This is a genomic window from Streptomyces cacaoi, from assembly GCF_006539165.1.
GTDB classification, from domain to species: Bacteria; Actinomycetota; Actinomycetes; order Streptomycetales; family Streptomycetaceae; genus Streptomyces; species Streptomyces cacaoi.
In genome coordinates this window covers 45,111-70,442 of record NZ_BJMM01000037.1, presented here as the reverse complement: position 1 = coordinate 70,442, position 25,332 = coordinate 45,111, and the positions used below count along the sequence as shown (strand labels likewise).

Here is a 25,332-nt window from a genome sequence, read left to right as displayed (position 1 = left end):
GCCGCGGGGCGGGGCACCGCACGGCCCGCGGCCGGTGCGGCCCGGGACGGTCCGGGCACGGCACCGGCCGGCCGGGCGTCAGCGCTGATAGCGGTCGAGGATGAGATTCCCGTCCTCCACCAGGGACTCGCGCAGTGCGCCGAGGCGGATGTCGCCCCGGTAGTAGCGCTGGAAGGCAGGGGTGGCGATCTTGTCGGACCACTCGGCGAAGCCGCGGACGCCGAGCGTCGGCGAGGGCCGCAGGGTGTCGGCCGTCTCCACCCCCACGTCCCAGCCGTCCTCGCGCCGGTTGATCGCCGGGTCGCGGAGCGCCTGTTCACCGGTGGGCAGCAGCCAGTCGCCCTTGGCGAGCGCGGCCATGTGCTCCGGCCGGGACAGATAGGCGACGAACCGCGCAGCGGCCCGCTTGTGCGGACTCTCCTCGGCGACGGACAGGGTCTGCGGGACGACGCCCTGGGCGTTCTGCCCCCTGCCGGGGCCGCGCGGCATCGGCAGCACCGTCCAGTCGAAGTCGTCCGGCGCCTGCTGGGCGACCTGCTGGCGGAAGGAGAAGTTCAGCGGCGCCATCGCGTACCGCCCGGCGAACAGCCCCGGCAGCGCGTCGGATCCGGCCATGCCCAGGCCGCTGCGCGGCGCCGTGCCCTGCCGCACCTGCCGGTCGATCAGCTCGCTGACGGCGGAGTCGCGATGATCGAAGCGGACGGCGTTCTCCGCGTTCTCGGCGTTCTCCGCGCCCTTCGCACCCCTCGCGTTCTCTGCGCCCTTCGCGCCGTTGCCGGTGCCCTCGCGGGTGAAGACGCGTCCGCCCGTGGACAGCGACAGATTGACGGACTGCTTGACCGGTTCCTTCATCGTCCACACGGCGCCGTACCGCCTGCCGCCCTTGGCGGTGCGCCCGGACAGCTCACGCGCGGCCTTCTCGAACTCGCCCCAGGTCCAGGGGTGTTCGGGCGTGGGCACGCGGACGCCGGAGCGCCGCAGCAGCTTCTCGTTCGCGATGATCACCCGGGGTTCCTGGGAGAACGGCACACCGTAGACCCGGCCGCCGTTCATCGTGGTGCTGTCCCAGGTGCGCTGCGGGATGTCGGCCAGCAGCTCCTTCGGCAGCAGGCCGCGCAGATCGGCGAGGTAGCCGCCGTAGGCGAAGTCCGTCAGATCGCTGGCGTCGTCGTGGATGATGTCGGGTGCCTCGCCGCCCTCGAAGGACGTCAGCAGCTGGTCGTGGACGGTGTCCCACTGGCCCTGCACATAGCGGACCTTGACCTTCTCGTGCGTCCTGTTCCACTGCGCGACGAGCTTCTTGTTCGCCGCCACCGACTCCTTCTGCCAGGCCAGGCTGAAGTAGTCGAGGGTGACGGTGCCGTCCGCGCTCCGCCCGTCCTCGCCGCCGCCCGCGCACGAGGCCAGCAGGACACCGGCGAGCGCCACGGCCGCCGCCGTCCGCAGCCGTCCGAGAAGTGTGCCGCGCGCGCTCATGCCTTCACCGCCCCGGCCAGCATGCCGCCGGCCAGCCGCCGTTGGAGCAGCGCGAAGAACAGCAGGCTGGGGATCATGGCGAGGACCGAGGCGGCGGCGAGCGGGCCCAGGTCGGCGACGCCCTCGGCGCCGAGGAAGCGGGTGAGGATCACGGACATCGTCTGGTTCTCCGGGGACTTGAGCAGCACCAGGGCGAAGAAGAACTCGTTCCAGGCGGTGACGAAGGAGAACATCAGCGTCGCCACCAGGCCGGGGGTCAGCAGCGGCAGCACGATGCTGCGCAGGATCCGCAGCCGCCCGGCCCCGTCCATGGCCGCGGCCTCCTCCAGGGAGGGCGGCACCGCCCGCACGTACCCCTGGAGCATCCACAGCGAGAACGGCAGGTTCCACACGACGTAGACGACGATCAGCCCCGCCAGGGAATCGATCAGGTGGAAGTTCTTCAGCAGCAGGAACAGCGGGATGATGACCAGCACGAACGGGAACATCTGGCTGACCAGCACCCAGCCGGTCGCCGCGCTGCCGACCTTCGAACGGTGGCGGACCAGCACATAGGCCGCGGGTACCGCGACCGCCACCGAGATCAGCGTCGCACCGCCCGCCACGAGCAGGCTGTTGAGCGCCGAGCGGGCCAGCGGCTGGGCGGCGAAGGCTTCCCGGAAGTTGTCCAGCGAGGGGTGCTCCGGGATCCACGTCGGGTCGATCCGCCCCAGCTCCTGCGGCGACTTGAACGACGTCGACAGCAGCCACAGCAGCGGAAAGGCCAGGAAGACCAGATAGCACAGCAGCCCGAGGTACTGCCCCATGCGGGCGGCGGCCCGTCGGGCGCGGGCGGCACCGGCGCCGGACGCACCGGGGGCGGCCCGCACGGGCAGGGGTGACGTGGCGCTCATGCGGCGTCCTCCTTCAGGCGCTTGCGCAGGAACAGGGTGAGGAGGACGGCGACGACGGCGATCATCACCACGCCCATCGCGGCGGCGTAGCCGAACTGCCCGTACTTGAAGGCCTCTTCGTAGGCGAACAGCATCGGCAGCCGGGTCTGCCCGCCCGGCCCGCCCTGGGTGAGCACATAGACCAGACCGAACGAGTTGAAGTTCCAGATGAAGTTGAGCGCGGTGATCGCGACGGCCACCGGCTTGAGCGCCGGCCAGGTCACGCTCGCGAACCGCCGCCACACCCCGGCGCCGTCCAGCTGCGCGGCCTCCGCCAGCTCCCTGGGCACGTTCTGGAGCCCGGCCAGCAGCACGACGGTCGTCTGCGGCATCCCCGCCCAGACGCCGACGAGGATCACGGCAGGCAGCGCCCACGACAGATGCGTCAGCCAGTCGATGTTGCCCGACGTGCCGCTCAGGACGCCGAGTTGGCGCAGCGTCTTGTTCAGGATGCCGGCGTCCTGGTGGTAGACGAGCTGCCACATGATGCCGACGACGACCTCCGGCATCGCCCAGGGGACGAGGGCGAGCGTCCTGGCCAGCCACCGGAAGCGCAGATTCTGGTTCAGCAGCAGCGCGAGCCCGAGCGCCAGCAGCAGCTGGAGCGCGGTCACGCACACCGCCCACACCAGGCCGATCCGGAACGACTCCCAGAACAGGGAGTCCAGGCGCAGGTCGGCGAAGTTGTCGACGCCGACGAAGCGCGTCGTCGCCGTCCGTCCCGTGTGCGCGTCGGTGAACGCCAGGGATATCGCGTACAGCAGCGGGCCGGCGCTCAGCACCAGGATCGGCAGCAGCGCCGGGGCCAGCAGGAACCAGGCGCCCCGGTCGAGCCCGAGCACCCGGCGGCGCTCGGCCGGGGTGCGCGGCGGGGGAGCGCCCGTGCCCGTGCCCGCGCCTGCCCCCGCTTTCGGCCGCACGGTCGCGGCGCTCACGCCGTACCCGCCGGGTCCGTGGCCGGGACGTGCCCGGCCACGGTGGAGGCGCGCACGACCAGCCGGGGTTGCGCCGTCGTCCTGCGTGCGGCGGCCGGTGCCGGGTTCTCCGCGTCACCGAGCCGCTCCAGCAGCATCCGCGCCGCGGTACGCCCCCGCTCCTCGGAGCCGAGCCCGACGCTGGTCAACGGCGGCCAGCCGGCGCGGGCCAGTTCGCTGTCGTCCATGCCGACCACGGCGATGTCCTGCGGTATCCGCAGCCCCCGCTCGTGCACGGCCTGGCTGGCGCCCAACGCCAACTGGTCGTTGGCGCAGAAGAAGGCGTCCGGCGGCGGGTCGGCGGCCAGCAGCCGGTGCGCCGCCGCCCGGCCCGCGGCCAGTCCGAAGTCGGTGGCGTGCTCCAGCGCCGGATCGTGCGCCAGGCCCTGATCGGCGAGCGCCTTGAGATAGCCCTGCCGGCGGTTGTGCCCGGGCACGGTGTCCAACGGGCCGTTGACGAAGGCGATCCGGCGCCGGCCCGTCTCCGCGAGATGGCGCACGGCCAGCTGCGCACCGGCGACCGAGTCCGTCTGCACGGCGTCCACCCGCACCCGCTCGGGCAGCGCACCGATGACGACCACCGGCCCGGCGGCGTTCTCCAGCACCTCGATGTGCTCGGGCGTGATGCGGATCGGGCACAGGATGAGCCCGTCGCTGCGCCGGTCGCCGAGGCTGCGGACGACGGACAGCTCCTCCTCGGTGTCGGCGTCCGTGGAGTGGATGAGCAGCCGGTGCCCGGCGGCCCGGGCGACGGCCTGGATCTCGCGGACCATCGCCACGTACACCGGGTTGCCGATGTCCTGCATGGCGAAGGTCAGTTGCTTGGTCCGCCCGCCCTTGAGGGAGCGCGCGACGGCGTTGGGCACATAGCCCAGCTCGGCCGCCGCCCGCTCCACCTTCCGCACGGTCTCGGGCCGCGCGCCCACCCCGTTGAGCACCCGTGACACCGAGGCGATCGAGACGCCGGCGCGCTCCGCGATCGACACGATGGTGGGTGGTCCGCCGTCCGGCATCACAACTCGCCCCTTTGCGCAGGCCGCTCACGTGCCCGGACAGGTACGGACCGGGCGGCGGGCAGAGCCGGCTGCCCGACGGTCCCGGCCGGAGCGGCAGTTGGCTGTAAACCTTTACAGCAGCTGAAAACGTTTACAGATGGTGAGGGTGTGCCGAGTGCCTGTCAAGGGGTGTGACAGGGCTCCGCCGGGCACCGGGACCCCGCTGTCCGGCCCACGCGCCAACCCGGTAGATTCCTCGGCCAGTTGTGCGGAAGGCGCGCACACGCGGTCCCGTAGCGCAGAGGCAGGCGCACCGACACGGCATGTCGGGCACGCCGGTTCGAATCCGGTCGGGACCTCCCGAAAGGTGGGGCAGCCGGGTGGCTGAAGGAGAGCACGGGGGCACGGGGTGAGCGGCGAACCCTCGGGACGAGCGCCGGCGGAGCCGGAGTCTGCGGAGGCGTCGTGCGCCTCGCCGGATGTCGCGGGGCCGGAGTCGGTGGGGGTGTCGTGCGCCGAGCCGGACGCCGTTGGGCGAGAGTTGGCGGGGGTGTCGTGCGCCGAGCCGGACGCCGTTTGGCGGGAGTTGGCGGAGGTGTCGGGCGCGGAGCCGGAGCCGGAGTCGGTGGGGGCGGCGGGCGTCGAGCCGGAGTTGGCGGGGGTGTTGTGCGCCTCGCCGGATGTCGCGGGGCGGGAGTTGGCGGGGGTGTCGTGCGCCGGGCCGAAGGCCGTGGGGCGGGAGTTGGCGGAGGTGTCGGGCGTTGGGGCGGAGTTGGCGGAGGTGCCATGCGCCGAGTCGGAGGTGGTGGAGGTGGCGGGGGATGAGGGGCACGGTGGGGAACGGGTGGGGGGTCGGGGTGGTGAGCTGGGGGCGTTTCACCGGATGGTGGCGCGGCTGCGTGCGCTGCCCGTCGACGATCCCGTGCGGCTGGAGGCCGAGCAGGTCGCCGCGTCCTTCGCGCGGGACGGCCGGCGCCGGCGGAAGAGCGCGCGGAACGCCCGGCACCGGCAGGCGGATGCTCAGGTCCGGGCGGCGACCGCCACCGGCTCGCCCGCCCGGCGCGAGGACGCCGCACTGCCCGGTGCCGACCCGTCACCGGGCGCTCCCGCGTACTACACGCGCCCCCGCCGCTGCTATGTCTGCAAGGGCACTTACCGGCAGGTGGACGGCTTCTACCATCTGCTGTGCCCCGGGTGCGCGGCGGACAACGCGGCGCGCCGCGCCCTGCGTACGGATCTGCGCGGCCGGCGCGCCCTGCTGACCGGCGGCCGGGTCAAGATCGGCTTCCAGCTCGCGCTGATGCTGCTGCGGGACGGCGCCGAGACGATGGTGACCAGCCGCTTCCCCGCGGACACCGTGCGCAGGTTCCGCCGGGTGCCGGGCAGTGCGGAGTGGCTGGACCGGCTCACCGTGATCGGGATCGATCTGCGCGACCCGCGCCAGGTGCTGGGCCTGTGCGAGGACCTCCGGCGGGACGGCCGGCCGCTGGACATCCTCGTCAACAACGCGGCGCAGACCGTGCGCCGGCCGGGCGAGGCGTATGCGCCGCTCGTCGCGGGGGAGCGCACCGGGGTCCCGCCCGGCGTGCGGCTGCGGCAGGCGCCGGGCTTCCGGCCCGAGCGGCCGTCCGCGCCCCTGCCGGCCGGGGCGCTCGCTCCGCTGCCGTCGGCGACGCCGGCCGGCGCGGAACCGGCCGCGCGGGCCGGGCAGTCGCCGGTGCCGGGTGCGGCACCCGACGAGGGGGCGGGCCCGCTTCTGGACGAGGCGGGGCTGCTGCCGGACCCGGCCGCGGCCAACTCCTGGTCGGCGCGGCTGGGCGAGCTGGACGGCGCCGAGGTCCTGGAGACCCAGCTGGTGAACGCCGTCGCGCCGCTGCTGCTGTGCGACCGGCTGCTGCCGCTGCTGCTCGCCTCGCCGTACCCGCGCCGGTACGTCGTCAACGTCTCCGCCGTCGAGGGCAGGTTCGCCGTACGCAACAAGACGGCCGGGCATCCGCACACCAACATGGCCAAGGCCGCGCTCAACATGCTCACCCGCACCAGCGGCCCCCATCTGGCCGGGCACGGGGTGCACATGTGCGCCGTCGACACGGGCTGGATCACCGACGAGAACCCGTCCCCGGCCAAGATCCGCCGTGCCGCGGCCGGTTTCCGCACCCCGCTGGACGTGGTGGACGGCGCGGCCCGGCTCTACGACCCGATCGTGCGGGGCGAGGCCGGCGCTCCTCTCGCGGGGGTGTTCCTCAAGGACTACGCGGAGGCCGCATGGTGAGCGACGGGGCGTCCGGCGCGGTCTTGGGCGGTCCGTCCGGAGCCGCGCCCGGCGGCGGGCGTCCGGGAGCGGGGGAGTCCGGGGTGTCGTCCGAGTCGTCCGAAGAGGCCGGGCCGGGAGCGGCGTTCGCCGGGGTGCCGGCCGTCGTGCCGCGTCCGGTGGAGGAACTGCGGCCGCTGCTGGAGTGGTTGCGCACCGGCCGGGCCGCACCGCGCCGGCTGGACTTCGCCGCGGGCACGGCGCTGCCCGACGGCCGTCTCGACCTGTGCAAGCAGCAGCTCGGCCCGGGCGGCGCTGCCGAGGTGGCGCGGGCGCTGCGCCCGGACGGCCCGGTGCGTCATCTCCTGCTCGGCACGGACGGGCTGGGGGACGCCGGGGCCGCGGCCGTCGCGGAGCGGGCGGGCGAGGCGGGCGTGGAGACGCTCTACCTCGGCTGCAACACCCTCACCTCGGCCGGTGTCTGCTCCCTCGCGGACAATCTGCGGGCCTCACCGTCGGCGGTCACCGGCGTCTGGCTCAAGCGCAACCCGCTGGGGGCCGGGGCGGGCGATGCGGCGGCGCGGCTGCTGGCCCAGGTGCGGGAGCTGCGCACGCTCGACCTCGTCCAGACGGGCCTGGAGCCGTCCGGCGCAGCGGCGCTCGCGGAGGCGCTGGTCGCGGCGGCGCGGGACGGCCGTCCGGTCGAGCGGCTGTACGCGGGCGGCAATCCGCTGGGCCCGGCCGGGGCGCGGGCGCTCGCGCCCGTCGTGGCGGCGGGTGCCTGCGGTGAGCTGTATCTGGCGGCGGCGGGGCTGGGCGACGCGGGCGCGGCGGAGCTGACCGGGGCGCTGGAGCGGGCACCGTTCGGGCGGCTGCGCCGGCTGTCGGTGGCGAGCGACGGCATCGGTGCGCCGGCCGCCGGCCGGCTGGTCGCCGCCGCGGTGCACGCGGGCGTGGAGCTGTGCGATCTGGGCCGGGTGAAGGCCGCCCGGGCGCTGGGCGCCGCCGACAACCGGTTCGACGAGACGGCGGCCGCGTTCGTCGGCGCGGCCCTGGCCGCGGGACCGCACCGGCTGATGCATCTCGTCCTCACCCACACCGGCGCGACCAGCGCGGCGGCGCACCGGCTGCTGGATTCCGCGCGGTGCGCGGTCACCCCGACCCGGTTCCGCTTCGGCTCGGGGGTGGCACGCAGCGTCAAGCGGCGGCTGGACGCGCTGAGCGCCGAGGTGGCCCCGCTGCCGGTCCCCGCGGCGGTCGCGGCGATCCGCAGCGTCCATCGGCAGCCGCTTCCCGGGCCCGGCACGGCACCGGACTGAAGGAGGATCGCGCCTGGTCACAGGGGGCGCGGGGGCCGGAGCGCCAGGGTGCTGTGAGGTGGGCCACAGCGTATCGGCCGTGCGCCGGGGCATGATCCGTTTGTTACCGCGCGGTTTCGCGGGGTTCACTGGTGGGCAGAAGCCAGAAGGCCCATTCGGCAACGACGCCCGGGTCCGCTTTCGATCCACACTCTTCTTCGGGGGTACACCCCCAACCCCCGCCACCGTGCAGGTCCCCACAGGGCCCCTGTTCCCGACTTTCCCGACGCCGGAGTCCAGCGTTCCGGATGCCGTCCGCGGAGGCGTTCCCGGCGGTGTGCCGGGGCGTCCCGCCCGTGCGCGAACGCCCGCCCGTGTCGCGGCTGTCCGCATGCTGAGCACATGGTGTTCACTGTTCGGGAAGAGGGTCATCATGTAACCTGCGCGGACCTTTTCTGCACGCGTGAGGGCCAACGTCGTCCCTCGGTACGTACCACTGCCACGAGACGACGGGAGAGCCGATGCGCGCTGTGTCTGCACCGGTTTGGGCCGCCCACCACCCTGCCGCGCAGGGGATGTACGACCCCCGATACGAGCACGATGCGTGCGGTGTCGGATTCGTGGCCACCCTGACCGGCGAACCCAGCCACGACCTGGTGGAACAGGGCCTCACCGTGCTGCGCAACCTGGAGCACCGGGGCGCCACGGGCTCCGACCCGGACACCGGGGACGGCGCCGGCATCCTCCTCCAGGTCCCGGACGCGTTCCTGCGCGAGAGCGTGCCGTTCGCGCTCCCGGACGCCGGGAGCTACGCCGTCGGCATCGCCTTCCTGCCCGCCGAGGGCTCCGCGAGCGCGGACGCCGTCTCACACATCGAGACGCTGGCGTCCGAGGAGGGGCTGCGGGTGCTCGGCTGGCGCGATGTGCCCGTCGCCCCCGATCTGCTCGGCGCCGGCGCCCGCGCCACCATGCCGCTGCTGCGGCAGCTGTTCGTCTCCGCGGCCGACGGCGCCCGCAGCGGCATCGCCCTGGACCGGCTCGCCTTCGTGCTGCGCAAGCGCGCCGAGCGCGAAGCCGGCGTGTACTTCCCCTCGCTGTCCGCCCGCACCCTCGTCTACAAGGGCATGCTGACGACCGGGCAGCTGGAGCCGTTCTTCCCCGACCTCTCCGACCGCCGTCTGGCCAGCGCCGTCGCCCTGGTGCACTCGCGGTTCTCCACCAACACCTTCCCGAGCTGGCCGCTGGCCCACCCGTACCGGTTCGTCGCGCACAACGGCGAGATCAACACCGTGCAGGGCAACCGCAACTGGATGCGGGCCCGCGAATCCCAGCTCGCCAGCGATCTGTTCGGGCGCGAGGGGGACACCCTGGAGCGGATCTTCCCGGTCTGCACGCCCGGCGCCTCCGACTCCGCCACCTTCGACGAGGTCCTCGAACTCCTCCACCTGGGCGGCCGTTCGCTGCCGCACGCGGTGCTCATGATGGTGCCCGAGGCGTGGGAGAGCGCCGAGCGGCAGGAGGCCATGGACCCCGCCCGGCGCGCCTTCTACCAGTACCACTCCACGATGATGGAGCCCTGGGACGGCCCGGCCTGCGTCACCTTCACCGACGGCGTCCAGGTCGGCGCCGTCCTCGACCGCAACGGGCTGCGCCCCGGCCGCTACTGGGTCACCGACGACGGCCTGGTCGTCCTCGCCTCCGAGGTCGGCGTGCTCGACATCGACCCCGGCAAGGTCGTCCGCAAGGGGCGGCTCCAGCCCGGCCGGATGTTCCTCGTCGACACCGCCGAGCACCGCATCATCGAGGACGACGAGATCAAGGCGCAGCTCGCCGCCGAACACCCCTACCGGGAGTGGCTGGACGCCGGCGAGATCGAGCTGGAGGACCTGCCCGAGCGCGAGCACATCGTGCACACCCACGCCTCGGTCACCCGCCGCCAGCAGACCTTCGGCTACACCGAGGAGGAACTGCGCGTCCTGCTCGCGCCGATGGCCCGCACCGGCGCCGAACCCATCGGGTCCATGGGCACCGATGCGCCCATCGCCGCGCTCTCCGCCCGCCCCCGGCTGATCTTCGACTACTTCACCCAGCTGTTCGCGCAGGTCACCAATCCGCCGCTGGACGCCATCCGGGAGGAACTGGTCACCTCGCTGCGCTCCTCGCTGGGCCCGCAGGGCAACCTGCTGGAGCCCACCGCGGCCTCCTGCCGCAGCGTCACCCTGCCGTTCCCCGTCATCGACAACGACGAGCTGGCCAAGCTCATCCACATCAACGCCGACGGCGATCTGCCCGGCCTGAAGTCCGTGACGCTCTCCGGGCTCTACCGGGTCGCCGACGGCGGGGACGGGCTGGCCGCACGGCTGCGGGAGATCTGCGCCGAGGCCGACGCGGCGCTGGAGGAGGGCGCCCGGCTGATCGTCCTGTCCGACCGGCACTCGGACGCCGAGCACGCGCCGATCCCCTCGCTGCTGCTCACCTCCGCCGTCCACCACCACCTCATCCGCACCAAGCAGCGCACCCAGGTCGGGCTGCTGGTGGAGGCGGGGGACGTGCGCGAGGTGCACCACGTGGCGCTGCTCATCGGCTACGGCGCCGCCGCCGTCAACCCGTACCTGGCCATGGAGACCGTCGAGGACCTGGTACGCGCCGGCACCTTCCTGCCCGCGGACACCGACCCGGAGCAGGCCATCCGCAACCTCATCCACGCCCTCGGCAAGGGTGTGCTGAAGGTGATGTCGAAGATGGGCATCTCCACCGTCGCCTCCTACCGCGGCGCCCAGGTCTTCGAAGCCGTCGGCCTCGACCAGGAGTTCGTCGACAGCTACTTCCACGGCACGACGACGAAGATCGGCGGCGCCGGGCTCGACGTCGTCGCCGAGGAGGTCGCCGCCCGGCACGCCACCGCCTACCCGGCCTCCGGTATCGCGCCCGCCCACCGCGACCTCGACATCGGCGGCGAGTACCAGTGGCGCCGCGAGGGCGAACCGCACCTGTTCGACCCGGACACCGTCTTCCGGCTCCAGCACTCCACCCGGCAGCGGCGCTACGACATCTTCAAGGAGTACACCCGCCGCGTCGACGAGCAGTCCGAGCGGCTGATGACCCTGCGCGGGCTGTTCTCCTTCGCCGGCGGGCGGGCCCCCGTCCCGGTCGACGAGGTCGAGCCGGTGAGCGAGATCGTCAAGCGGTTCTCCACCGGGGCCATGAGCTACGGCTCCATCTCCCAGGAGGCCCACGAGACGCTGGCCGTCGCCATGAACCAGCTCGGCGGCAAGTCCAACACCGGCGAGGGCGGCGAGGATCCCGAGCGGCTCTACGACCCGGCCCGGCGCTCGGCCATCAAGCAGGTCGCCTCCGGCCGCTTCGGCGTCACCAGCGAGTACCTCGTCAACGCCGACGACATCCAGATCAAGATGGCCCAGGGCGCCAAGCCCGGCGAGGGCGGCCAGCTGCCCGGCCCGAAGGTCTACCCGTGGGTGGCCAGGACCCGGCACTCCACACCCGGCGTCGGCCTCATCTCGCCGCCGCCGCACCACGACATCTACTCCATCGAGGACCTCGCCCAGCTCATCCACGACCTGAAGAACGCCAACCCGGCGGCGCGGGTCCATGTGAAGCTCGTCAGCGAGGTCGGGGTCGGCACCGTCGCCGCCGGTGTGAGCAAGGCGCACGCCGACGTCGTCCTCGTCTCCGGGCACGACGGCGGCACCGGCGCCTCGCCGCTCACCTCCCTCAAGCACGCCGGCGGCCCCTGGGAGCTGGGCCTGGCCGAGACCCAGCAGACGCTGCTGCTCAACGGCCTGCGCGACCGGATCGTCGTGCAGACCGACGGCCAGCTCAAGACCGGCCGCGACGTGGTGATCGCCGCGCTCCTCGGCGCCGAGGAGTACGGCTTCGCCACCGCACCGCTCGTCGTCTCCGGCTGTGTGATGATGCGCGTCTGCCACCTCGACACCTGCCCCGTCGGCATCGCCACCCAGAACCCGGTGCTGCGCGAGCGCTACACGGGCAAGGCCGAACACGTCGTCAACTTCTTCGAGTTCATCGCCGAGGAGGTCCGCGAGATCCTCGCCGAGCTGGGCTTCCGCAGCCTGGACGAGGCCATCGGGCACGCCGAACTGCTCGACACCAGCCGCGCCGTGGACCACTGGAAGGCCAAGGGCTTCGATCTGGCGCCCCTGCTGCACGTGCCGGAGCTGCCCGAGGGCGCCGTCCTGCACCAGGCCGTCCCGCAGGACCACGGCCTGGAGAAGGCGCTCGACAACCAGCTGATCAAGCTGGCCGCCGACGCGTTGCAGGCCGAGAACGCCGAGGCGGCGCAGCCGGTGCGCGCCCGGGTCGCCATCCGCAACACCAACAGGACGGTCGGCACCATGCTCGGCCACGAGGTCACCAAGCGGTTCGGCGGCGCCGGGCTCGCCGACGACACCATCGACCTCACCTTCACCGGCTCGGCCGGCCAGTCCTTCGGCGCCTTCGTGCCGCGCGGCATCACCCTGCGGCTGGAGGGCGACGCCAACGACTACGTCGGCAAGGGCCTCTCGGGCGGCCGGATCGTCGTCCGCCCCGACCGCGCCGCCGACCACCTCGCCGAGTACTCCACGATCGCCGGCAACACCCTCGGCTACGGCGCCACCGGCGGCGAGATCTTCCTCCGCGGCCGGGTCGGCGAACGCTTCTGCGTGCGCAACTCCGGCGCCCTGGTCGTCTCCGAAGGCGTCGGCGACCACGGCTGCGAGTACATGACCGGCGGCGCCGCCGTCGTCCTGGGCGGCACCGGGCGCAACTTCGGCGCCGGCATGTCCGGCGGCACCGCCTACGTCGTCGACCTGGACCCGGCCGACGTCAACCCCGGGCTGCGGGAGGCCGTCGAGGAGCTGACCGACGACGACGGGACGTGGCTGCACGACGTGGTGCGCCGCCACCAGGAGGAGACCGGCTCGACCGTGGCCGCCGCGCTCCTCGCCGACTGGGACGCCGCGCTGGCCCGCTTCAGCAAGGTGGTCCCCGCAACGTACAAGGCCGTGCTCGCCGCCAGGGACGCCGCCGAGCGGGCCGGTCTGAGCGAGTCCGAGACCCACGAGAAGATGATGGAGGCGGCGACCCATGGCTGATCCGAAGGGCTTTCTGACCACCGACCGCCAGGTCGCACAGACCCGCCCCGTGCAGGAACGGGTCAAGGACTGGAACGAGGTCCACGTCCCCGGCTCGCTGCTGCCGATCATCAGCAAGCAGGCCGGCCGGTGCATGGACTGCGGCATCCCCTTCTGCCACAACGGCTGTCCGCTCGGCAATCTCATCCCCGAGTGGAACGACTACGCCTACCGTGGCGACTGGGCCGCCGCGTCCGAGAGGCTGCACGCCACCAACAACTTCCCCGAGTTCACCGGGCGGCTGTGCCCCGCGCCGTGCGAGTCCGCGTGCGTGCTCGGCATCAGCCAGCAGCCCGTGACCATCAAGAACGTCGAGGTCTCCATCATCGACAAGGCGTGGGAGTCGGGCGCCGTCACCCCGCAGCCGCCCGAGCGGCTCTCCGGCAAGACGGTCGCCGTCATCGGCTCCGGCCCCGCCGGGCTGGCCGCGGCCCAGCAGCTGACCCGGGCCGGGCACACCGTCGCCGTCTACGAGCGTGCCGACCGCATCGGCGGCCTCCTGCGGTACGGCATCCCCGAGTTCAAGATGGAGAAGCGGCACATCAACCGCCGTATCGAGCAGATGCGTGCCGAGGGCACCAAGTTCCGTACGGGGGTGGAGATCGGCCGGGACCTCGACGCGGCCAAGCTGCGCAAGCGCTACGACGCCGTCGTCGTCGCCACCGGGTCCACCACGGCACGCGATCTGCCCGTGCCCGGCCGCGAGTTGAACGGCATCCACCAGGCCATGGAGTACCTGCCCCTGGCCAACAAGGTGCAGGAGGGCGACTACGTGGCCCCGCCGATCACCGCCGAGGGCAAGCACGTCGTCGTCATCGGCGGCGGCGACACCGGCGCCGACTGCGTCGGCACCGCACACCGGCAGGGCGCGGCCTCCGTCACCCAGCTGGAGATCATGCCCAGGCCCGGTGAGGAGCGGGACCCGGCCGGCCAGCCCTGGCCCACGTTCCCGCTGCTGTACAAGGTGACCTCGGCGCACGAGGAGGGCGGCGAGCGGCTGTACTCCGTCTCCACGACCCACTTCGAGGGCTCCGAGCCCGCGGAGGGGCAGACGGTCGGCGACGTGCAGTGGCTGCACCTCGTCGAGGTCGAGATGGTGGACGGCAAGCTGGAGCAGAAGGCCGGCACCGAGCGGAGGATCCCCGCCCAGCTGGTGACGCTCGCGATGGGCTTCACCGGCGTCGACCGGGAGAACGGCCTCGTCGAACAGCTCGGCGTCGAACTGGACGCGCGGGGCAGCGTCGCCCGCGACGGGCAGTACGCCACCAACGTCGACGGCGTGTTCGTCGCCGGTGACGCCGGGCGCGGCCAGTCGCTCATCGTCTGGGCCATCGCCGAGGGCCGCTCCGCCGCCCAGGCCGTCGACCGCTACCTCACCGGCACGGCCGGTACCCTGCCCGCGCCGGTCCGTCCCACGGACCGCGCTCTGGCCGTCTGACGACGGTCCACGGGATTTCCGTACAACGGCGTACGGACCAGCCGCGGCGCCTGCCTGTCCCCGACCGGATGGCGGCGGGCGCCGCGCGCATGTTCCCCGGCCCCGGACGGCCGCCGTCGGCCGGGCCCGCCCGGGAGCCGCGGCCGCTGCCCGGTGGCCCGGCCCGCGGCGGCAGCGGCCCCCGGCTCCGGCGCGCTACCGGTCCCCGGCGCGGGTCTGCGTCGACGGCAGATAGCGGGGCGCCCGCCAGGCGTCCAGCCGGTGCTCCACCGAGGCGCCCAGCGACAGCAGCCCGGCGTCCTGGCGCTCGCCCGCCATCAGCAGCACGCCGACGGGCAGTTCGCCCACCGAGCCGGCCGGTACGGACAGCGACGGGTAGCCCGCGACGGCGGCCGGCGTCGAGGACGGGATCACGTCGTTGTCCCCGCGTGCGCAGTCGGTCGTCCAGGCCGGCGGGTTCGTCGGGGAGGCGATGGCGTCCAGCCGGTGCTCGGCCATGGTCTCGTCGATGGACCGCCGTGCGAGGTCCTTCAACTCGGCACGCTTGGCCCGGTACTCCGGGTCCGTGGTGGGCGGCGCCTCCAGGGCCTGCTCGAACAGCTCCTGACCGGCGAAGCAGGTCTGCTCCTCCGGGTGGCCGCGGTTGAACGCGATCAGCTCGGCCAGATCCCGCGGCCCCTTCCGGGTGGCGAGGTAGGCGTCGATGTCCCGGTGGAACTCGCTCAGCAGCGCGGGGAACTCCAGCTCGGCCAGCCGGTCCTGGTACGGCGGCGTCACCTCGACGACCTCGGCACCGGCCGCCCGCAGCTTCTTCGCCGTACGGGTCATCACGGCGTCCACCTCAGGCCCGAGGGAGGGCAGCCGCCACAGGCCGATGCGCTTGCCGCGCAGGCCGTCCGGGCGCCCGAACCCCTCCGGCAGCCGCTGCCCGTCGGCGGGGAGCACGGCGCCGGACGGATCCCGGGGGCCGTCGGCGCCGCCGCTGAGCACCGAAAGAGTGAGCGCGGTGTCCACCACGTTGCGCGCCATCGGCCCCGCCGTGTCCTGCTCGGCGGAGATCGGCACCACGCCCTCCCCGCTGACCAGGCCCAGGCTCGGCTTGAGGCCCACGACGCCGTTCATGCCCGCCGGGCACACGACCGAGCCGTCGGTCTCGGTGCCGATCGCCACCTGTGAGAGCGAGGCGGCGAGCGCGGCGGCCGAACCGGCCGAGGAGCCGCAGGGGTTGCGGTCCAGCACATACGGGTTGTGGGTCTGCCCGCCCACCGCCGACCAGCCCGAAGTCGGCCTCTCCGCACGGAAGTTCGCCCACTCGGACAGATTGGCCTTGCCGAGGATCACCGCGCCGGCCTGCCGCAGCCGGGTCACCAGCGCGGCGTCGCGCTCCGGCGGGGCGCCGGCCAGCGCCAGCGAACCCGCCGTCGTCGGCAGATCCTTGGTGTCCACATTGTCCTTGAGCAGCACGGGGATGCCGTCGAGCGGGCCGCGGGCCGCACCCTGCCGGTGCCGGGCGTCGCTCGCCGCGGCCTGCCGCAGCGCCGTCGGGTCGGTGCGCAGCACCGCGTGGATCTTCGGATCGACGGCCGCGATCCGCCGCAGATAGGCGCCGGTCAGCTGCGCCGAGGTCAGCGATCCGTCCGCCATCCGGGCCTGCAACTGCGGGATCGTCGCCGTGTCCAGCTCGATCCCGGCCACCCGCGAGGGCGCGCCGCCCGCCGGCTCGCCGTCCCCCGCTCCGGCGGCCCGTGCCTTCGGGGACGGCGCCCCCGACAGGACGGACCCCGCCGCGAGGGCCGCTACCACCACACCCACCAGTCTCTTCCGCATGGCGGCAAGCGCACTACACCCCGGGCCCCGGCGCAAGACCGCCCGGTGGCTCCGCGTCGACGTCGTACCAGTCGTCGGCCAGCAGCCCGGCGTGCGAGGGCTGGACGCCCACCTGCACCGTGCCGTCGGCGGTGACGAACCGGAGGTGGGCCACGAGGGTGCGCTCCGTCCCCTCCGGGCTGGTGCACAGGGCGGCCGGCTCCAGGTAGACGTACTTGCCCGGCTGGATCCAGCTGCGCCGGGCCAACCGGTGCCCGCCGCGCAGGAGTCGCAGTGCTGCGGTGAAGTCCATGCCGTCACGGTAGGCGCGCGTCCGGCCCGGTCTTGACGGCCGGTCCCACGTGTGCTGGGCCGAGGGAGAGCGCGGTGGCCGGGGCGGACGCTTGACCTTGCCCCTCGGGTCAAGGTCTAGGTTCGCGGAGACGAGCGCGGCGGGAGAGGGCGGAGTACGGGATGAGAATCGGTGAGCTGGCGCGCCGTGCCGGGGTGACGGTCAAGGCGGTGCGCTACTACGAGTCGCTGGGTCTGGTCGTCCCGGACCGGCGGCCCAACGGCTACCGCGACTACGGCGAGCACGACGTGCGTCTGGTACGCGAGATCAAGAGCCTTGCCGCGCTGGGCATCCCCGTCGAGCGGACGCGTCCGTTCCTGGACTGCCTGGCGGCGGGCGAGGCCCACGCGGACGACTGCCCGGCCGCGCTCGCCGGCTACCGCGACGCCATCGACGAACTGACGCGCCGCATCGACGCGCTGACCGCGCGCCGGGCCGTCCTCACCGCACATCTGCACGCGGCCGTCCACCGCACCGGCACGTCCCGGCCCGCCCGCGAGCCGGAGCACAACCCGGACGAGAGGGCCCGCACCGGGCCCGGAACAGAGGGAGAAGCACGGATGACGACCCCCATGAGCGCGGACCACCCGGCGGGCGCAGGCCCGGCACGGCGCACCCGGGAGGAGTTGGCGACGCTGCCGCCGGACCTGCCCGTCCCCGAGGACGACGGCGCGGCGGACCATCTGCCCGGGCTCGCTCTGCCGCCGGCCGCCCTGCCCGCGACGGACGGCTCCACCGTCCGCACGGACGACCTGGGCCCGGGCCGTACCGTCCTGTACTTCTTCCCGCTGATCGGCACCCCCGAGACGGATCTGCCCGAGGGCTGGGACACCATCCCGGGCGCCCGCGGCTGCACCCCCGAGACCTGCGGCTTCCGCGACCACCACCGGGAGCTGCGAGGGGCGGGCGCGCAGCGGGTGTTCGGCCTGTCCGTGCAGGGGACGGCGTATCTGCGCGAGGTGGCCGAGCGGTTGCGGCTGCCGTTCGCGATGGTCTCCGACACCGCGCTGACCCTCGCCCACGCGCTGCGCATGCCGGTCTTCGAGGCGGGCGGCTCGACGCTCTACCGCCGCCAGACGCTCATCGTCCGCGACGGGCGCATCGAGCACGTCTTCCACCCGGTGTTCCCGCCGGACGCCCACGCCGGGCAGGTCCTGGACTGGCTCCGCGCGAACCCGGCGTAGCCGGCCGCGCCGTCGCCCCGGCGGCGGGCGCCCACGGTCTCCCGGCGGGCACGGGGCCGCTGGGAGGCCCCGGGTGCCCGGGCGCGGGGAGGGGCTTCACTGCGGCAGGAGGCCGACCTGGGTGAGGCGCTCGTCGTCCCCGAGGCGGCGCCGGACGTCGGCGAGCAGGAGCCGCAGCAGCCCGGCGAGTTGCTCCTGCTGTTCGGCCGAGAGCCCGCCGAGCAGTTCGGCCTCGCGCCCCAGCACATCGTCGACGGTGGCCTCGACCCGCTGGTGTCCGGCGTCCGTCAGCTCGACGAGGACGGAGCGGGGCCGGCCGGTGCCGGGCCTGCGGGTGACCAGGCCGTCGCGTTCGGCCCGCGCGACCCGCTGCGAGACGGCGCCCGCGCTCACCAGTGAACGGGCCGCCAGCTCCCGGGTCGTGAGGGTGTAGGGGGAGCCGGCGCGGCGCAGCACGCTGAGCAGATCGAGCGTGGCGACGTCCATACCGGCCGCGGTCAGGACGCGGCGGCGGTCGTCCCCGAAGAGCTTCGCCAGCTGCCACAGGGGTGTGACGACGCCGATCGAGGAGACCGGCGTGCCCGGGCGTTCCCGCTGCCAGGCCGCCGCGATCTCCTCCACGGCGTGCCCGGGCACGCCCTCCGCGCCGTCCGCCCCGTCCGTCCTGTCTGTCCTGTTGGGGCTGTCCGTGCCGTCGGCGGGGCCGTCGCCCCCGGCTGCTCTTGCCATGATCCCTCCCGGCGGAGTACGTTCATGCCTAAATTTAGACCTGAATCGAGCGCGGTCCCGCCTCCGTCCAGGTCTTCATTCAGGTCTGAACGACAGTGTCACACGGAGGTCTCCCCATGTCGTCCCCGTCCCAGCGCACCGTCCTCGTCACCGGCGGTGCCGTCGGTATCGGCCTCTCCCTCGCCGGGCACTTCGCCGGGGAGGGCGCCGAGGTGGTGATCACCGGCCGGCGGCGGGCCCCGCTGGAGGCGGCCGCACAGCGGACCGGCGCACGGGCCGTCGTCTGCGACCACACCGACCCGGCGGCCCTGGACGCGCTCCTGCCGCACCTGCCCGAGCGGCTCGACGTCCTCGTCAACAACGCGGGCGGCCAGACCGACTTCGCCCACTCCCCACGCCCGGACGAGGACGAACTGACCGCCTACGCCCGAAAGTTCCGCGCCAACCTGGACGCCAACCTGCTCACCGCCGCCCTCACCACCCACGCCGTCGAGGACCGGCTGGCCGACGGCGGCACCGTGATCCAGATCGGCTCCATCGCCGCCGACAAGGGATCCGGGGCCTACGGCGCCGCCAAGGCCGGGCTGGCCTCCTGGAACATCGACCTCGCCCGCCGGCTGGGCCCGCGCCGGATCACCGCGAACGTGGTCTCGCCCGGCTACATCGAGGACACCGACTTCTTCGGCGACCACCTCACAGCGGAGCGCCGCGCCGAACTCGTCGCCGCCACCTTCGTCGGCCGGCCCGGAACGCCCGCCGACATCACCGGCACGGTGGCCTTCCTCGCCTCCCCGGCGGGCCGGCACATCACCGGCCAGGTGCTGAACGTCAACGGCGGGGAGTACGTGACGCGTTGACCGTCCCGCCGTCCCCCGGCGCCAGCAGACCACGGGCCACGGCGGCGTCCCTGACCTCCTCGTACAGGGCCGTCAGCGTGCCGCTCACCCCCACCCGCGGCAGCTGAAGACGGTCCAGAGCCGCCGCGTCCGCGCCCACGTCGGACCAGCCCTGCCCGGTCAGCAGCCGCATCAGGGCCGGATTGAGCCGGTCGACGCCGCGCACGAGGAGCGCCTCCGGCGTCGCGCCGTCCTCGTACTCCCGCCACAGCTCCAGCAGTTCGCTGCGCAGCGGCTCCGGGAGGGCGCCGAAGCGCTCCCGCGCGACGGCCTCCTCGCGGTGCGCCTTCGCCGCCGCGGCATCGGCGGCGCCCGCACCGTCCGCGGTGTGCCAGGCCGACGGGTCACCGGCGTCGATCTCGACCAGATCGTGCATCAGACACAGCTTCAGCATCCGGGACAGATCGAGCCCCGCCCCCGCCTCCCGCTCGAACTCCGTGTGCAGTGCCCAGCACACCATCGCCAGATGCCAGGAGTGCTCGGCCACGGACTCACGGCGGTCGGGCGTGGCGTTGTTGTGCCGCTCGACCTCGCGCAGCCGGGCGGTCCAGGCGAGGAACGCGAAGAGCGGCCCCGGCTGCCGGGATCCTGCCGTGGGCCGGGTCCGCTCGGAGGAATCGGGCTGCCCGGACTCCCCGGGCCGCCGGGGATGTTCGGGCTGTTCGGGCTGCTCGGGCTGTTCGGGGCGGCGGGGCCGCTGCGTCGACGGATCCATGGCGTGCCCAGACTACGGCGCCCGCGCCCGGGTGCACCGACGTGCCCCGGGCGCGGGCGCCCGATCCCTGGAGCGAGGCGTGCGGGCGCCCCCGCCGCTCACGGCGCGGAGACCACCCGCCCCCTCACGGAGCGCGCAGCGCGCGCCCTCTCACAGGGTGCGCTCCAGGCGGTCGGCGACGGCCTTCACGAACGCCGCCGGGTCGGCCAGTTCGCTGCCCTCCGCCAGCAGCGCCATGCTGTGCACCAGATCGGCCGTCTCCTCCAGACCGGCGCGCTCCGCCTCACCGGACTGCTCGGCGTGCGCCCGCTTGAGGCCCTGGATCAGCGCGTGCCCCGGGTTGAGTTCGAGGATCCGCTTGCTGTGCGGCACGTTCTGCCCCATCGCGCGGTACATCCGCTCCAGCGCGGGCGTCACATCGTGCGTGTCCGTGACGATGCACGCCGGGGAGTCGGTCAGCCGGGAGGAGAGCCGGACCTCCTTGATGTTCTCGCCGAGCCGCTCGGTCATCCACGAGAGCAGCTCGCCGAACTCCTCCTGCTGCTGCTCGCGCGCGGACTCCTTCTCCTTCTTCTCCTCCTCGGTACCGAGATCGACCTCGCCCTTGGCGACGGAACGCAGCTGCTTGCCCTCGAAGTCCGGGACCGCCTCGACCCACACCTCGTCGACCGGGTCGGTCAGCAGCAGCACCTCGATGCCCTGCGCCCGGAACGCCTCCATGTGGGGCGAGTTCTCCACCGCGGCGCGCGAATCACCGGTGATGTAGTAGATGTGCTCCTGGCCGTCCTTCATCCGCTCCACGTACTGCGCGAGCGTGGTCGGCTCCTCCTTGTCGTGCGTGGAGGCGAACGAGGCCACCCCGAGGAGGGTGTCGCGGTTCTCGAAGTCGTTGAGCAGGCCCTCCTTGAGGACGCTGCCGAACTCCCGCCAGAACGTGGCGTAGCGCTCCGGCTCCGACGACTGCATCTCCTTGATCGTCGAGAGCACCTTCTTGGCCAGCCGCCGGTGCATCAGCTGGATCTGCCGGTCCTGCTGGAGGATCTCGCGCGAGACGTTCAGCGACAGGTCCTGCGCGTCCACGACGCCCTTGACGAAGCGCAGATACGTCGGCAGCAGCGCCTCGCAGTCGTCCATGATGAAGACGCGCTTCACATACAGCTGCACCCCGCGCTTGGCGCCCTGCTGGAACAGGTCGTGCGGCGCGTGCGAGGGGATGAACAGCAGCGCCTGGTACTCGAACGTGCCCTCGGCGTGCAGCCGGATCGTCTCCAGCGGGTCGTTCCAGTCGTGGCTGATGTGCTTGTACAGCTCGTGGTACTCCTCCTCGGCGACCTCGTCGCGCGAGCGGGCCCACAGGGCCTTCATGGAGTTGAGCGTCTCGGGCTCGGCGGCCGCCCCGGCGGACTCCTGCCCGTCCCGGCCGTCCTGCTTCCCGTCGGCGTCCGCGGCACCCGAGCCGCTGTCGGCGCTCTCGCCGCTGTCGGCCTCGTCGCCCCCGTCGGACCCGGATCCGGCGTCCTGCTGTGCCGCCTGCTCCGTGACCATCCGGATCGGCCAGGTGATGAAGTCCGAGTACCGCTTGACGATCTCGCGGATCTTCCAGGGCGAGGTGTAGTCGAACAGCTGGTCCTCGGTGTCCGCCGGCTTGAGGTGCAGCGTGACCGAGGTGCCCTGCGGGGCCTCGTCGACGGTGTCGATCGTGTAGGTGCCCTCGCCGGACGACGTCCAGCGGGTGCCCTGCGTCTCGCCGGCCCGCCGGGTGAGCAGGGTGACCTCGTCGGCCACCATGAAGCTGGAGTAGAACCCGATGCCGAACTGGCCGATCAGCTCGTCGGCCGCCGCCTGGCCACCGGCCTCGCCCGCGGCCTCCGCCTTGCGTGCCTCGGCCAGCTCCTGGAGGAACTGCGCCGTACCCGAGTTGGCGATCGTCCCGATCAGCTCGACGACCTCGTCGCGCGACATGCCGATGCCGTTGTCCCGCACGGTCAGCGTGCGGGCCTCCTTGTCGGCCTCGATGTCGATGTGCAGATCGGAGACGTCCGCGTCGAGCGAGCTGTCGCGGAGGGATTCGAGGCGCAGCTTGTCCAGCGCGTCGGAGGAGTTGGAGATGAGCTCCCGCAGGAACACATCCTTGTTCGAGTAAATCGAGTGCACCATCATCTGTAGAAGCCGACGGGCTTCCACCTGGAACTCGAACGTCTCGGTCGACATATCCGTGGATCCTTCTCAGGCCATCCGGTGACGGGACTGACCTGTCGAACTGTAAAGGAGCCCGCCCACCGGCCGCTTCCCTTCCGCCCAGCGCGGAATCGCCCGGCCCCGCCCCGGCAGGCCGTCGGTGCCCGCCGGTAAACGCGTGGACGGGCGCGAACCGCCCGGTTAGGGTGCGGGCCATGTCCAGCCCGGAGGCGTCCAGACGCTAGCCACCGGCCGTCCGGTGGCTTCCTCGTACCGGCCCGCACACCGGGCGCGCACCCTCGTCGTGCGCCGATGCCCGCTTCCCCGTGCCCGGCCGTCGACCGACACCACCACCGGACCGCCGGCGAGCGGGCTGCCGCCGTTCGTCCGCGCGCGCGTCCCGAGCTGGCCCGGGAATTCCCGGGCTTCCTGACGCTCACCGACCGCCGCTCCACCACCCCGTGACCGCTGCCGGGGCACACGTCCGGCTGCCGCCTTCCCGTCCGAGAACGCCCCGGGCCCACCACGCCCGGGCGTTCGGCTCACTTCTTCCGGAATGGCGGAGAACTGTCATGCCTGTGGTGTTGTACGTCCTCGCGTCCGCCGTGTGCGCGCAGGGGACCTTGGAGTTCATGCTGTCCGGGCTGGTCGCCGACATCGCCCGCGACCTGGCCGTACCGCTGTCCACGGCCGGGCTGCTGACCTCGGCCTTCGCCGTGGGAATGGTGGTCGGCGCGCCCTCCATGGCCGTGCTCGGCCTGCGGTGGCCCCCGCGGCGCGCCCTGCTGGTCTTCCTGTGCGCCTTCGTCCTCGTGCACCTGCTCGGAGCCGTCACCGACAGCTTCGCCGTGCTCGTCGCCACCCGCGTCGTCGGCGCCTTCGCCAACGCCGGTTTCCTCGCCGTCGCACTCGCCACGGCCACCGCGCTGGTTCCACCGGACCGCACGGCCCGTGCCACCTCGGTGCTGCTCGGCGGCGTCACCCTCGCCTGCGTCGCCGGCGTGCCCGCCGGGGCGCTGCTCGGCCGGCTGTGGGGCTGGCGCTCCGCCTTCCTCGCCGTCGCCCTCGTCTCCCTGCCCGCCCTCCTGGCCCTCCTCCGCTCACCGGTCGCACCCGCCCCCGGCCGGACATCCGCCCCCGGCCGGTCACGCGCCCCCGGCGACGGTTCGCCCGCCGGTGACGGTTCGCCCTCCGGCGACGGCTCGGTCTCCGGCGACGGCTCGGACTCCGGCGACGGCTCGGACTCCGGCGGCGGCTCGCCCGTTGGCACCGGCGCGCCCCCCGGTGACGGCGCGCCCTCCGGCCCGGGTGCCGTCCTCCCCGGCCGGGCCGAACGCCCCGGCGCACGGCGGGAGTCCCGGGCCCTGCGCAGGCCCCGGCTGCTGGTGACGCTCGTCCTCGGCGCCCTGGTGAACGGCGCGACGTTCTGCACCTTCACCTACCTCGCGCCCCTCCTCACCCGGACCGCGGGATTCGGCGAGGACCGGGTCCCACTGCTCCTCGCCCTGTTCGGCCTGGGCTCCTTCGCCGGGGTCACCCTCGCCGGCCGGCTGGCCGACACCCGGCCGACGCCGCTGCTGCTCGGCGGCGGCACCGCACTGCTCGCCGGCTGGGCGGTGTTCGCGCTGACGGCCGGGAACCCCGTGGCGGCCGCGGTGTGCGTCCTCGTCCAGGGCACGCTCTCCTTCGCCGTCGGCTCCACACTCATCGCCCGCTCCCTGTCCGCCGCGACCGAGGCCCCCACCCTGGCCGGCGGCTTCTCCACCGCGGCCCTCAACACCGGTGCGGCGCTGGGCCCGTGGGCCGGCGGCCTCGCCCTGGACGCCGGACTCGGCTACCGCGCACCGCTCTGGGTGAGCGCGCTGCTGGTCACCGCCGCCTTCGCCACCGCGGGAACCGCCGTGGCGCTGACGAGGGTCCGCGCGCGCCGCCCCTTCCGCCGGGGGAAGCGGCCTGCTCCGGGAACAGCGTGCGACGAGGGCGCGCACCGGGAGACCGGAAGCGCCCGGGAGACCCGAAGCGCCCGGGAGAGCGGAGGTGCCCGGAAGAGCGGAGGTGCCCGGGAGCGGGCGTGAAGGCTGGGCTGCTCACCCCCGGCGGCCTCCCGGATCGTCCGCCGCCCCGGTCTCCGCCCCCGCCTCCGCCGGCTCGGACATCCCCAGCAGCAGCATGGCGTCGTGGTCCGGAGTTGCCCGCGGCGCCTGATAGGAGACGAGCCGCTGGCCGTCGCTGCGTGAGACGGCCAGCACCTCGTAGTCCAAGGTCATCCGCCCGACCTCCGGATGCCGGTAGTGCTTGACGCCCCCGCCGCGCGCCCGCACCTCGTACCGCCCCCAGAACCGCGCGAAATCCGGGCTCTCGCGCAGCAACTCGTCCACGAGGGCGGCAAGATCGGGCTGCTCGGGATCCGCGCCCGCCGCCGCGCGCAGATGGGCCACACCGTGCTCCGCCGTCTCCTCCCAGTCCACGTACAGCTCGCGGCTGCCCGGGTGCAGGAACATGTACCGCGTCACGTTCCGCCGCTCCGCCGGCCACTCCTCGATCCCCGCGGCTGACGGCCGGTTCGGCCGGCGGACGCTGATCGTCCTCGGTCAACTCGTGCTGGGCGCGGCGCTGTTGCTCATGGCGTGCGCCGGCACGCGTACGCCGGTGTGGCTGGTGCTGCTGATGATGGTGCCGGTCGGTGTCGCGGGCGCCACCGTCGTACCGGCGCTGACCTCGCTGCTGCTGGACGCCGTCGAGCCCGCGCGCGCCGGAACGGCGGCGGCCGTCTTCAACACCGGCCGGCAGCTGGGTGGCGCGATGGGCGTGGCGGTCTTCGGGCTCTTCCTCGCGGGGCCGGTGGAGGAGTTCGTGCCGGGCATGCGGGTGTGCATGGCGATCGGCGCGGGCGCCGCCGTCGTCACCGGGGCGGCCGCGGGGCTGTTGCTGCGGCCACGGGGCTGAGGCCGGGCG

18 protein-coding genes and 1 tRNA gene are annotated in these 25,332 nt (G+C 73.6%); 9 read left to right on the top strand and 10 right to left on the bottom strand.

What is annotated here, in order from left to right; all coding sequences use genetic code 11:
* Nucleotides 1–78: 78 nt before the first annotated feature.
* From SCA03_RS26610 to SCA03_RS26595, 4 genes are all read right to left on the bottom strand, one after another.
* A complete protein-coding gene (locus SCA03_RS26610) occupies nt 79–1,476 on the bottom strand; it encodes an ABC transporter substrate-binding protein (RefSeq protein ID WP_086817201.1) in 1,398 nt (465 codons plus the stop codon).
* Nucleotides 1,473–2,282 (bottom strand): carbohydrate ABC transporter permease, encoded by an 810-nt coding sequence (locus tag SCA03_RS26605; RefSeq protein ID WP_230988928.1) that lies wholly within the window; start codon nt 2,280–2,282, stop codon nt 1,473–1,475. The genes SCA03_RS26610 and SCA03_RS26605 overlap by 4 nt, the downstream gene beginning before the upstream one ends.
* 83 nt (nt 2,283–2,365) lie before the next feature.
* Nucleotides 2,366–3,328: a carbohydrate ABC transporter permease gene (locus SCA03_RS26600; RefSeq protein ID WP_141275706.1), complete on the bottom strand. Its 963-nt coding sequence runs from the start codon at nt 3,326–3,328 to the stop codon at nt 2,366–2,368.
* Nucleotides 3,329–3,339: 11 nt separating this feature from the next.
* The gene (locus SCA03_RS26595) at nt 3,340–4,395 is read right to left on the bottom strand and encodes a LacI family DNA-binding transcriptional regulator (RefSeq protein ID WP_030887079.1); all 1,056 of its coding nucleotides are present in this window, start codon (nt 4,393–4,395) and stop codon (nt 3,340–3,342) included.
* Between the two features lie 269 nt (nt 4,396–4,664).
* On the opposite strand from SCA03_RS26595, the gene SCA03_RS26590 reads away from it, so the two are divergent.
* From SCA03_RS26590 to SCA03_RS26565, 5 genes are all read left to right on the top strand, one after another.
* Nucleotides 4,665–4,736, top strand: a tRNA-Ala gene (locus SCA03_RS26590).
* Between the two features lie 524 nt (nt 4,737–5,260).
* A complete protein-coding gene (locus SCA03_RS26580; RefSeq protein ID WP_141275705.1) occupies nt 5,261–6,649 on the top strand; it encodes an SDR family NAD(P)-dependent oxidoreductase in 1,389 nt (462 codons plus the stop codon).
* Nucleotides 6,650–6,732: 83 nt separating this feature from the next.
* Nucleotides 6,733–7,947 (top strand): leucine-rich repeat domain-containing protein, encoded by a 1,215-nt coding sequence (locus SCA03_RS26575; RefSeq protein WP_211293546.1) that lies wholly within the window; start codon nt 6,733–6,735, stop codon nt 7,945–7,947.
* A 554-nt stretch (nt 7,948–8,501) separates the two neighbouring features.
* A complete protein-coding gene (gltB, locus tag SCA03_RS26570; protein ID WP_030887071.1) occupies nt 8,502–13,040 on the top strand; it encodes a glutamate synthase large subunit in 4,539 nt (1,512 codons plus the stop codon).
* Nucleotides 13,033–14,517: a glutamate synthase subunit beta gene (locus tag SCA03_RS26565; RefSeq protein WP_030887069.1), complete on the top strand. Its 1,485-nt coding sequence runs from the start codon at nt 13,033–13,035 to the stop codon at nt 14,515–14,517. The genes gltB and SCA03_RS26565 overlap by 8 nt, the downstream gene beginning before the upstream one ends.
* A gap of 195 nt (nt 14,518–14,712) precedes the next feature.
* On the opposite strand, the gene SCA03_RS26560 is transcribed toward SCA03_RS26565, so the two are convergent.
* Together SCA03_RS26560 and SCA03_RS26555 are read right to left on the bottom strand one after the other, a co-directional pair.
* Nucleotides 14,713–16,344 (bottom strand): amidase, encoded by a 1,632-nt coding sequence (locus tag SCA03_RS26560; RefSeq protein WP_086817136.1) that lies wholly within the window; start codon nt 16,342–16,344, stop codon nt 14,713–14,715.
* 13 nt (nt 16,345–16,357) lie between these two features.
* Nucleotides 16,358–16,636, bottom strand: a complete 279-nt coding sequence (locus SCA03_RS26555; RefSeq protein ID WP_030887063.1) for a Thoeris anti-defense Tad2 family protein — start codon at nt 16,634–16,636, stop codon at nt 16,358–16,360.
* Nucleotides 16,637–16,797: 161 nt separating this feature from the next.
* On the opposite strand from SCA03_RS26555, the gene SCA03_RS26550 reads away from it, so the two are divergent.
* Nucleotides 16,798–17,859, top strand: a complete 1,062-nt coding sequence (locus tag SCA03_RS26550) for a MerR family transcriptional regulator (protein WP_086817134.1) — start codon at nt 16,798–16,800, stop codon at nt 17,857–17,859.
* A gap of 96 nt (nt 17,860–17,955) precedes the next feature.
* Here SCA03_RS26550 and SCA03_RS26545 read toward each other — a convergent pair whose 3' ends face one another.
* Complete coding sequence (locus tag SCA03_RS26545; protein ID WP_086817132.1) at nt 17,956–18,588, bottom strand: MarR family winged helix-turn-helix transcriptional regulator; 633 nt, start codon at nt 18,586–18,588, stop codon at nt 17,956–17,958.
* 116 nt (nt 18,589–18,704) lie between these two features.
* Between SCA03_RS26545 and SCA03_RS26540 the strand changes: the two genes are divergently transcribed.
* On the top strand, nt 18,705–19,445 hold the full coding sequence (locus SCA03_RS26540; protein ID WP_086817129.1) for an SDR family NAD(P)-dependent oxidoreductase: 741 nt from the start codon (nt 18,705–18,707) through the stop codon (nt 19,443–19,445).
* Here the strand turns inward: SCA03_RS26540 and SCA03_RS26535 are convergent.
* Nucleotides 19,417–20,199, bottom strand: coding sequence for an HD domain-containing protein (locus SCA03_RS26535; protein WP_086817127.1), 783 nt, complete (start codon nt 20,197–20,199; stop codon nt 19,417–19,419). The genes SCA03_RS26540 and SCA03_RS26535 overlap by 29 nt on opposite strands.
* Nucleotides 20,200–20,349: 150 nt before the next feature.
* Entirely contained in the window at nt 20,350–22,410 is a 2,061-nt protein-coding gene (gene htpG / locus SCA03_RS26530; RefSeq protein WP_030887051.1) for a molecular chaperone HtpG, read from the bottom strand.
* Nucleotides 22,411–22,949: 539 nt separating this feature from the next.
* Here htpG and SCA03_RS26525 point away from each other — a divergent pair.
* Nucleotides 22,950–24,452: an MFS transporter gene (locus SCA03_RS26525; protein ID WP_141275702.1), complete on the top strand. Its 1,503-nt coding sequence runs from the start codon at nt 22,950–22,952 to the stop codon at nt 24,450–24,452.
* Between the two features lie 12 nt (nt 24,453–24,464).
* On the opposite strand, the gene SCA03_RS26520 is transcribed toward SCA03_RS26525, so the two are convergent.
* Nucleotides 24,465–24,890, bottom strand: coding sequence for an MmyB family transcriptional regulator (locus SCA03_RS26520; RefSeq protein ID WP_141275701.1), 426 nt, complete (start codon nt 24,888–24,890; stop codon nt 24,465–24,467).
* Between SCA03_RS26520 and SCA03_RS26515 the strand changes: the two genes are divergently transcribed.
* Complete coding sequence (locus SCA03_RS26515) at nt 24,877–25,323, top strand: MFS transporter (protein ID WP_086818254.1); 447 nt, start codon at nt 24,877–24,879, stop codon at nt 25,321–25,323. The genes SCA03_RS26520 and SCA03_RS26515 overlap by 14 nt on opposite strands.
* The last annotated feature ends 9 nt before the right edge of the window (nt 25,324–25,332 follow it).

What these genes read in the sequence shown, in the direction of transcription:
- SCA03_RS26610 (WP_086817201.1), bottom strand. Translation starts at nt 1,476, where the DNA reads ATGAGCGCGCGCGGCACACTTCTCGGACGGCTGCGGACGGCGGCGGCC.
- SCA03_RS26605 (WP_230988928.1), bottom strand. Translation starts at nt 2,282, where the DNA reads ATGGGGCAGTACCTCGGGCTGCTGTGCTATCTGGTCTTCCTGGCCTTT.
- SCA03_RS26595 (WP_030887079.1), bottom strand. Translation starts at nt 4,395, where the DNA reads ATGCCGGACGGCGGACCACCCACCATCGTGTCGATCGCGGAGCGCGCC.
- SCA03_RS26580 (WP_141275705.1), top strand. Translation starts at nt 5,261, where the DNA reads ATGGTGGCGCGGCTGCGTGCGCTGCCCGTCGACGATCCCGTGCGGCTG.
- gltB (WP_030887071.1), top strand. Translation starts at nt 8,502, where the DNA reads ATGTACGACCCCCGATACGAGCACGATGCGTGCGGTGTCGGATTCGTG.
- SCA03_RS26565 (WP_030887069.1), top strand. Translation starts at nt 13,033, where the DNA reads ATGGCTGATCCGAAGGGCTTTCTGACCACCGACCGCCAGGTCGCACAG.
- SCA03_RS26560 (WP_086817136.1), bottom strand. Translation starts at nt 16,344, where the DNA reads ATGCGGAAGAGACTGGTGGGTGTGGTGGTAGCGGCCCTCGCGGCGGGG.
- SCA03_RS26555 (WP_030887063.1), bottom strand. Translation starts at nt 16,636, where the DNA reads ATGGACTTCACCGCAGCACTGCGACTCCTGCGCGGCGGGCACCGGTTG.
- SCA03_RS26550 (WP_086817134.1), top strand. Translation starts at nt 16,798, where the DNA reads ATGAGAATCGGTGAGCTGGCGCGCCGTGCCGGGGTGACGGTCAAGGCG.
- SCA03_RS26545 (WP_086817132.1), bottom strand. Translation starts at nt 18,588, where the DNA reads ATGGCAAGAGCAGCCGGGGGCGACGGCCCCGCCGACGGCACGGACAGC.
- SCA03_RS26540 (WP_086817129.1), top strand. Translation starts at nt 18,705, where the DNA reads ATGTCGTCCCCGTCCCAGCGCACCGTCCTCGTCACCGGCGGTGCCGTC.
- SCA03_RS26535 (WP_086817127.1), bottom strand. Translation starts at nt 20,199, where the DNA reads ATGGATCCGTCGACGCAGCGGCCCCGCCGCCCCGAACAGCCCGAGCAG.
- htpG (WP_030887051.1), bottom strand. Translation starts at nt 22,410, where the DNA reads ATGTCGACCGAGACGTTCGAGTTCCAGGTGGAAGCCCGTCGGCTTCTA.
- SCA03_RS26525 (WP_141275702.1), top strand. Translation starts at nt 22,950, where the DNA reads ATGCCTGTGGTGTTGTACGTCCTCGCGTCCGCCGTGTGCGCGCAGGGG.
- SCA03_RS26515 (WP_086818254.1), top strand. Translation starts at nt 24,877, where the DNA reads ATGTACCGCGTCACGTTCCGCCGCTCCGCCGGCCACTCCTCGATCCCC.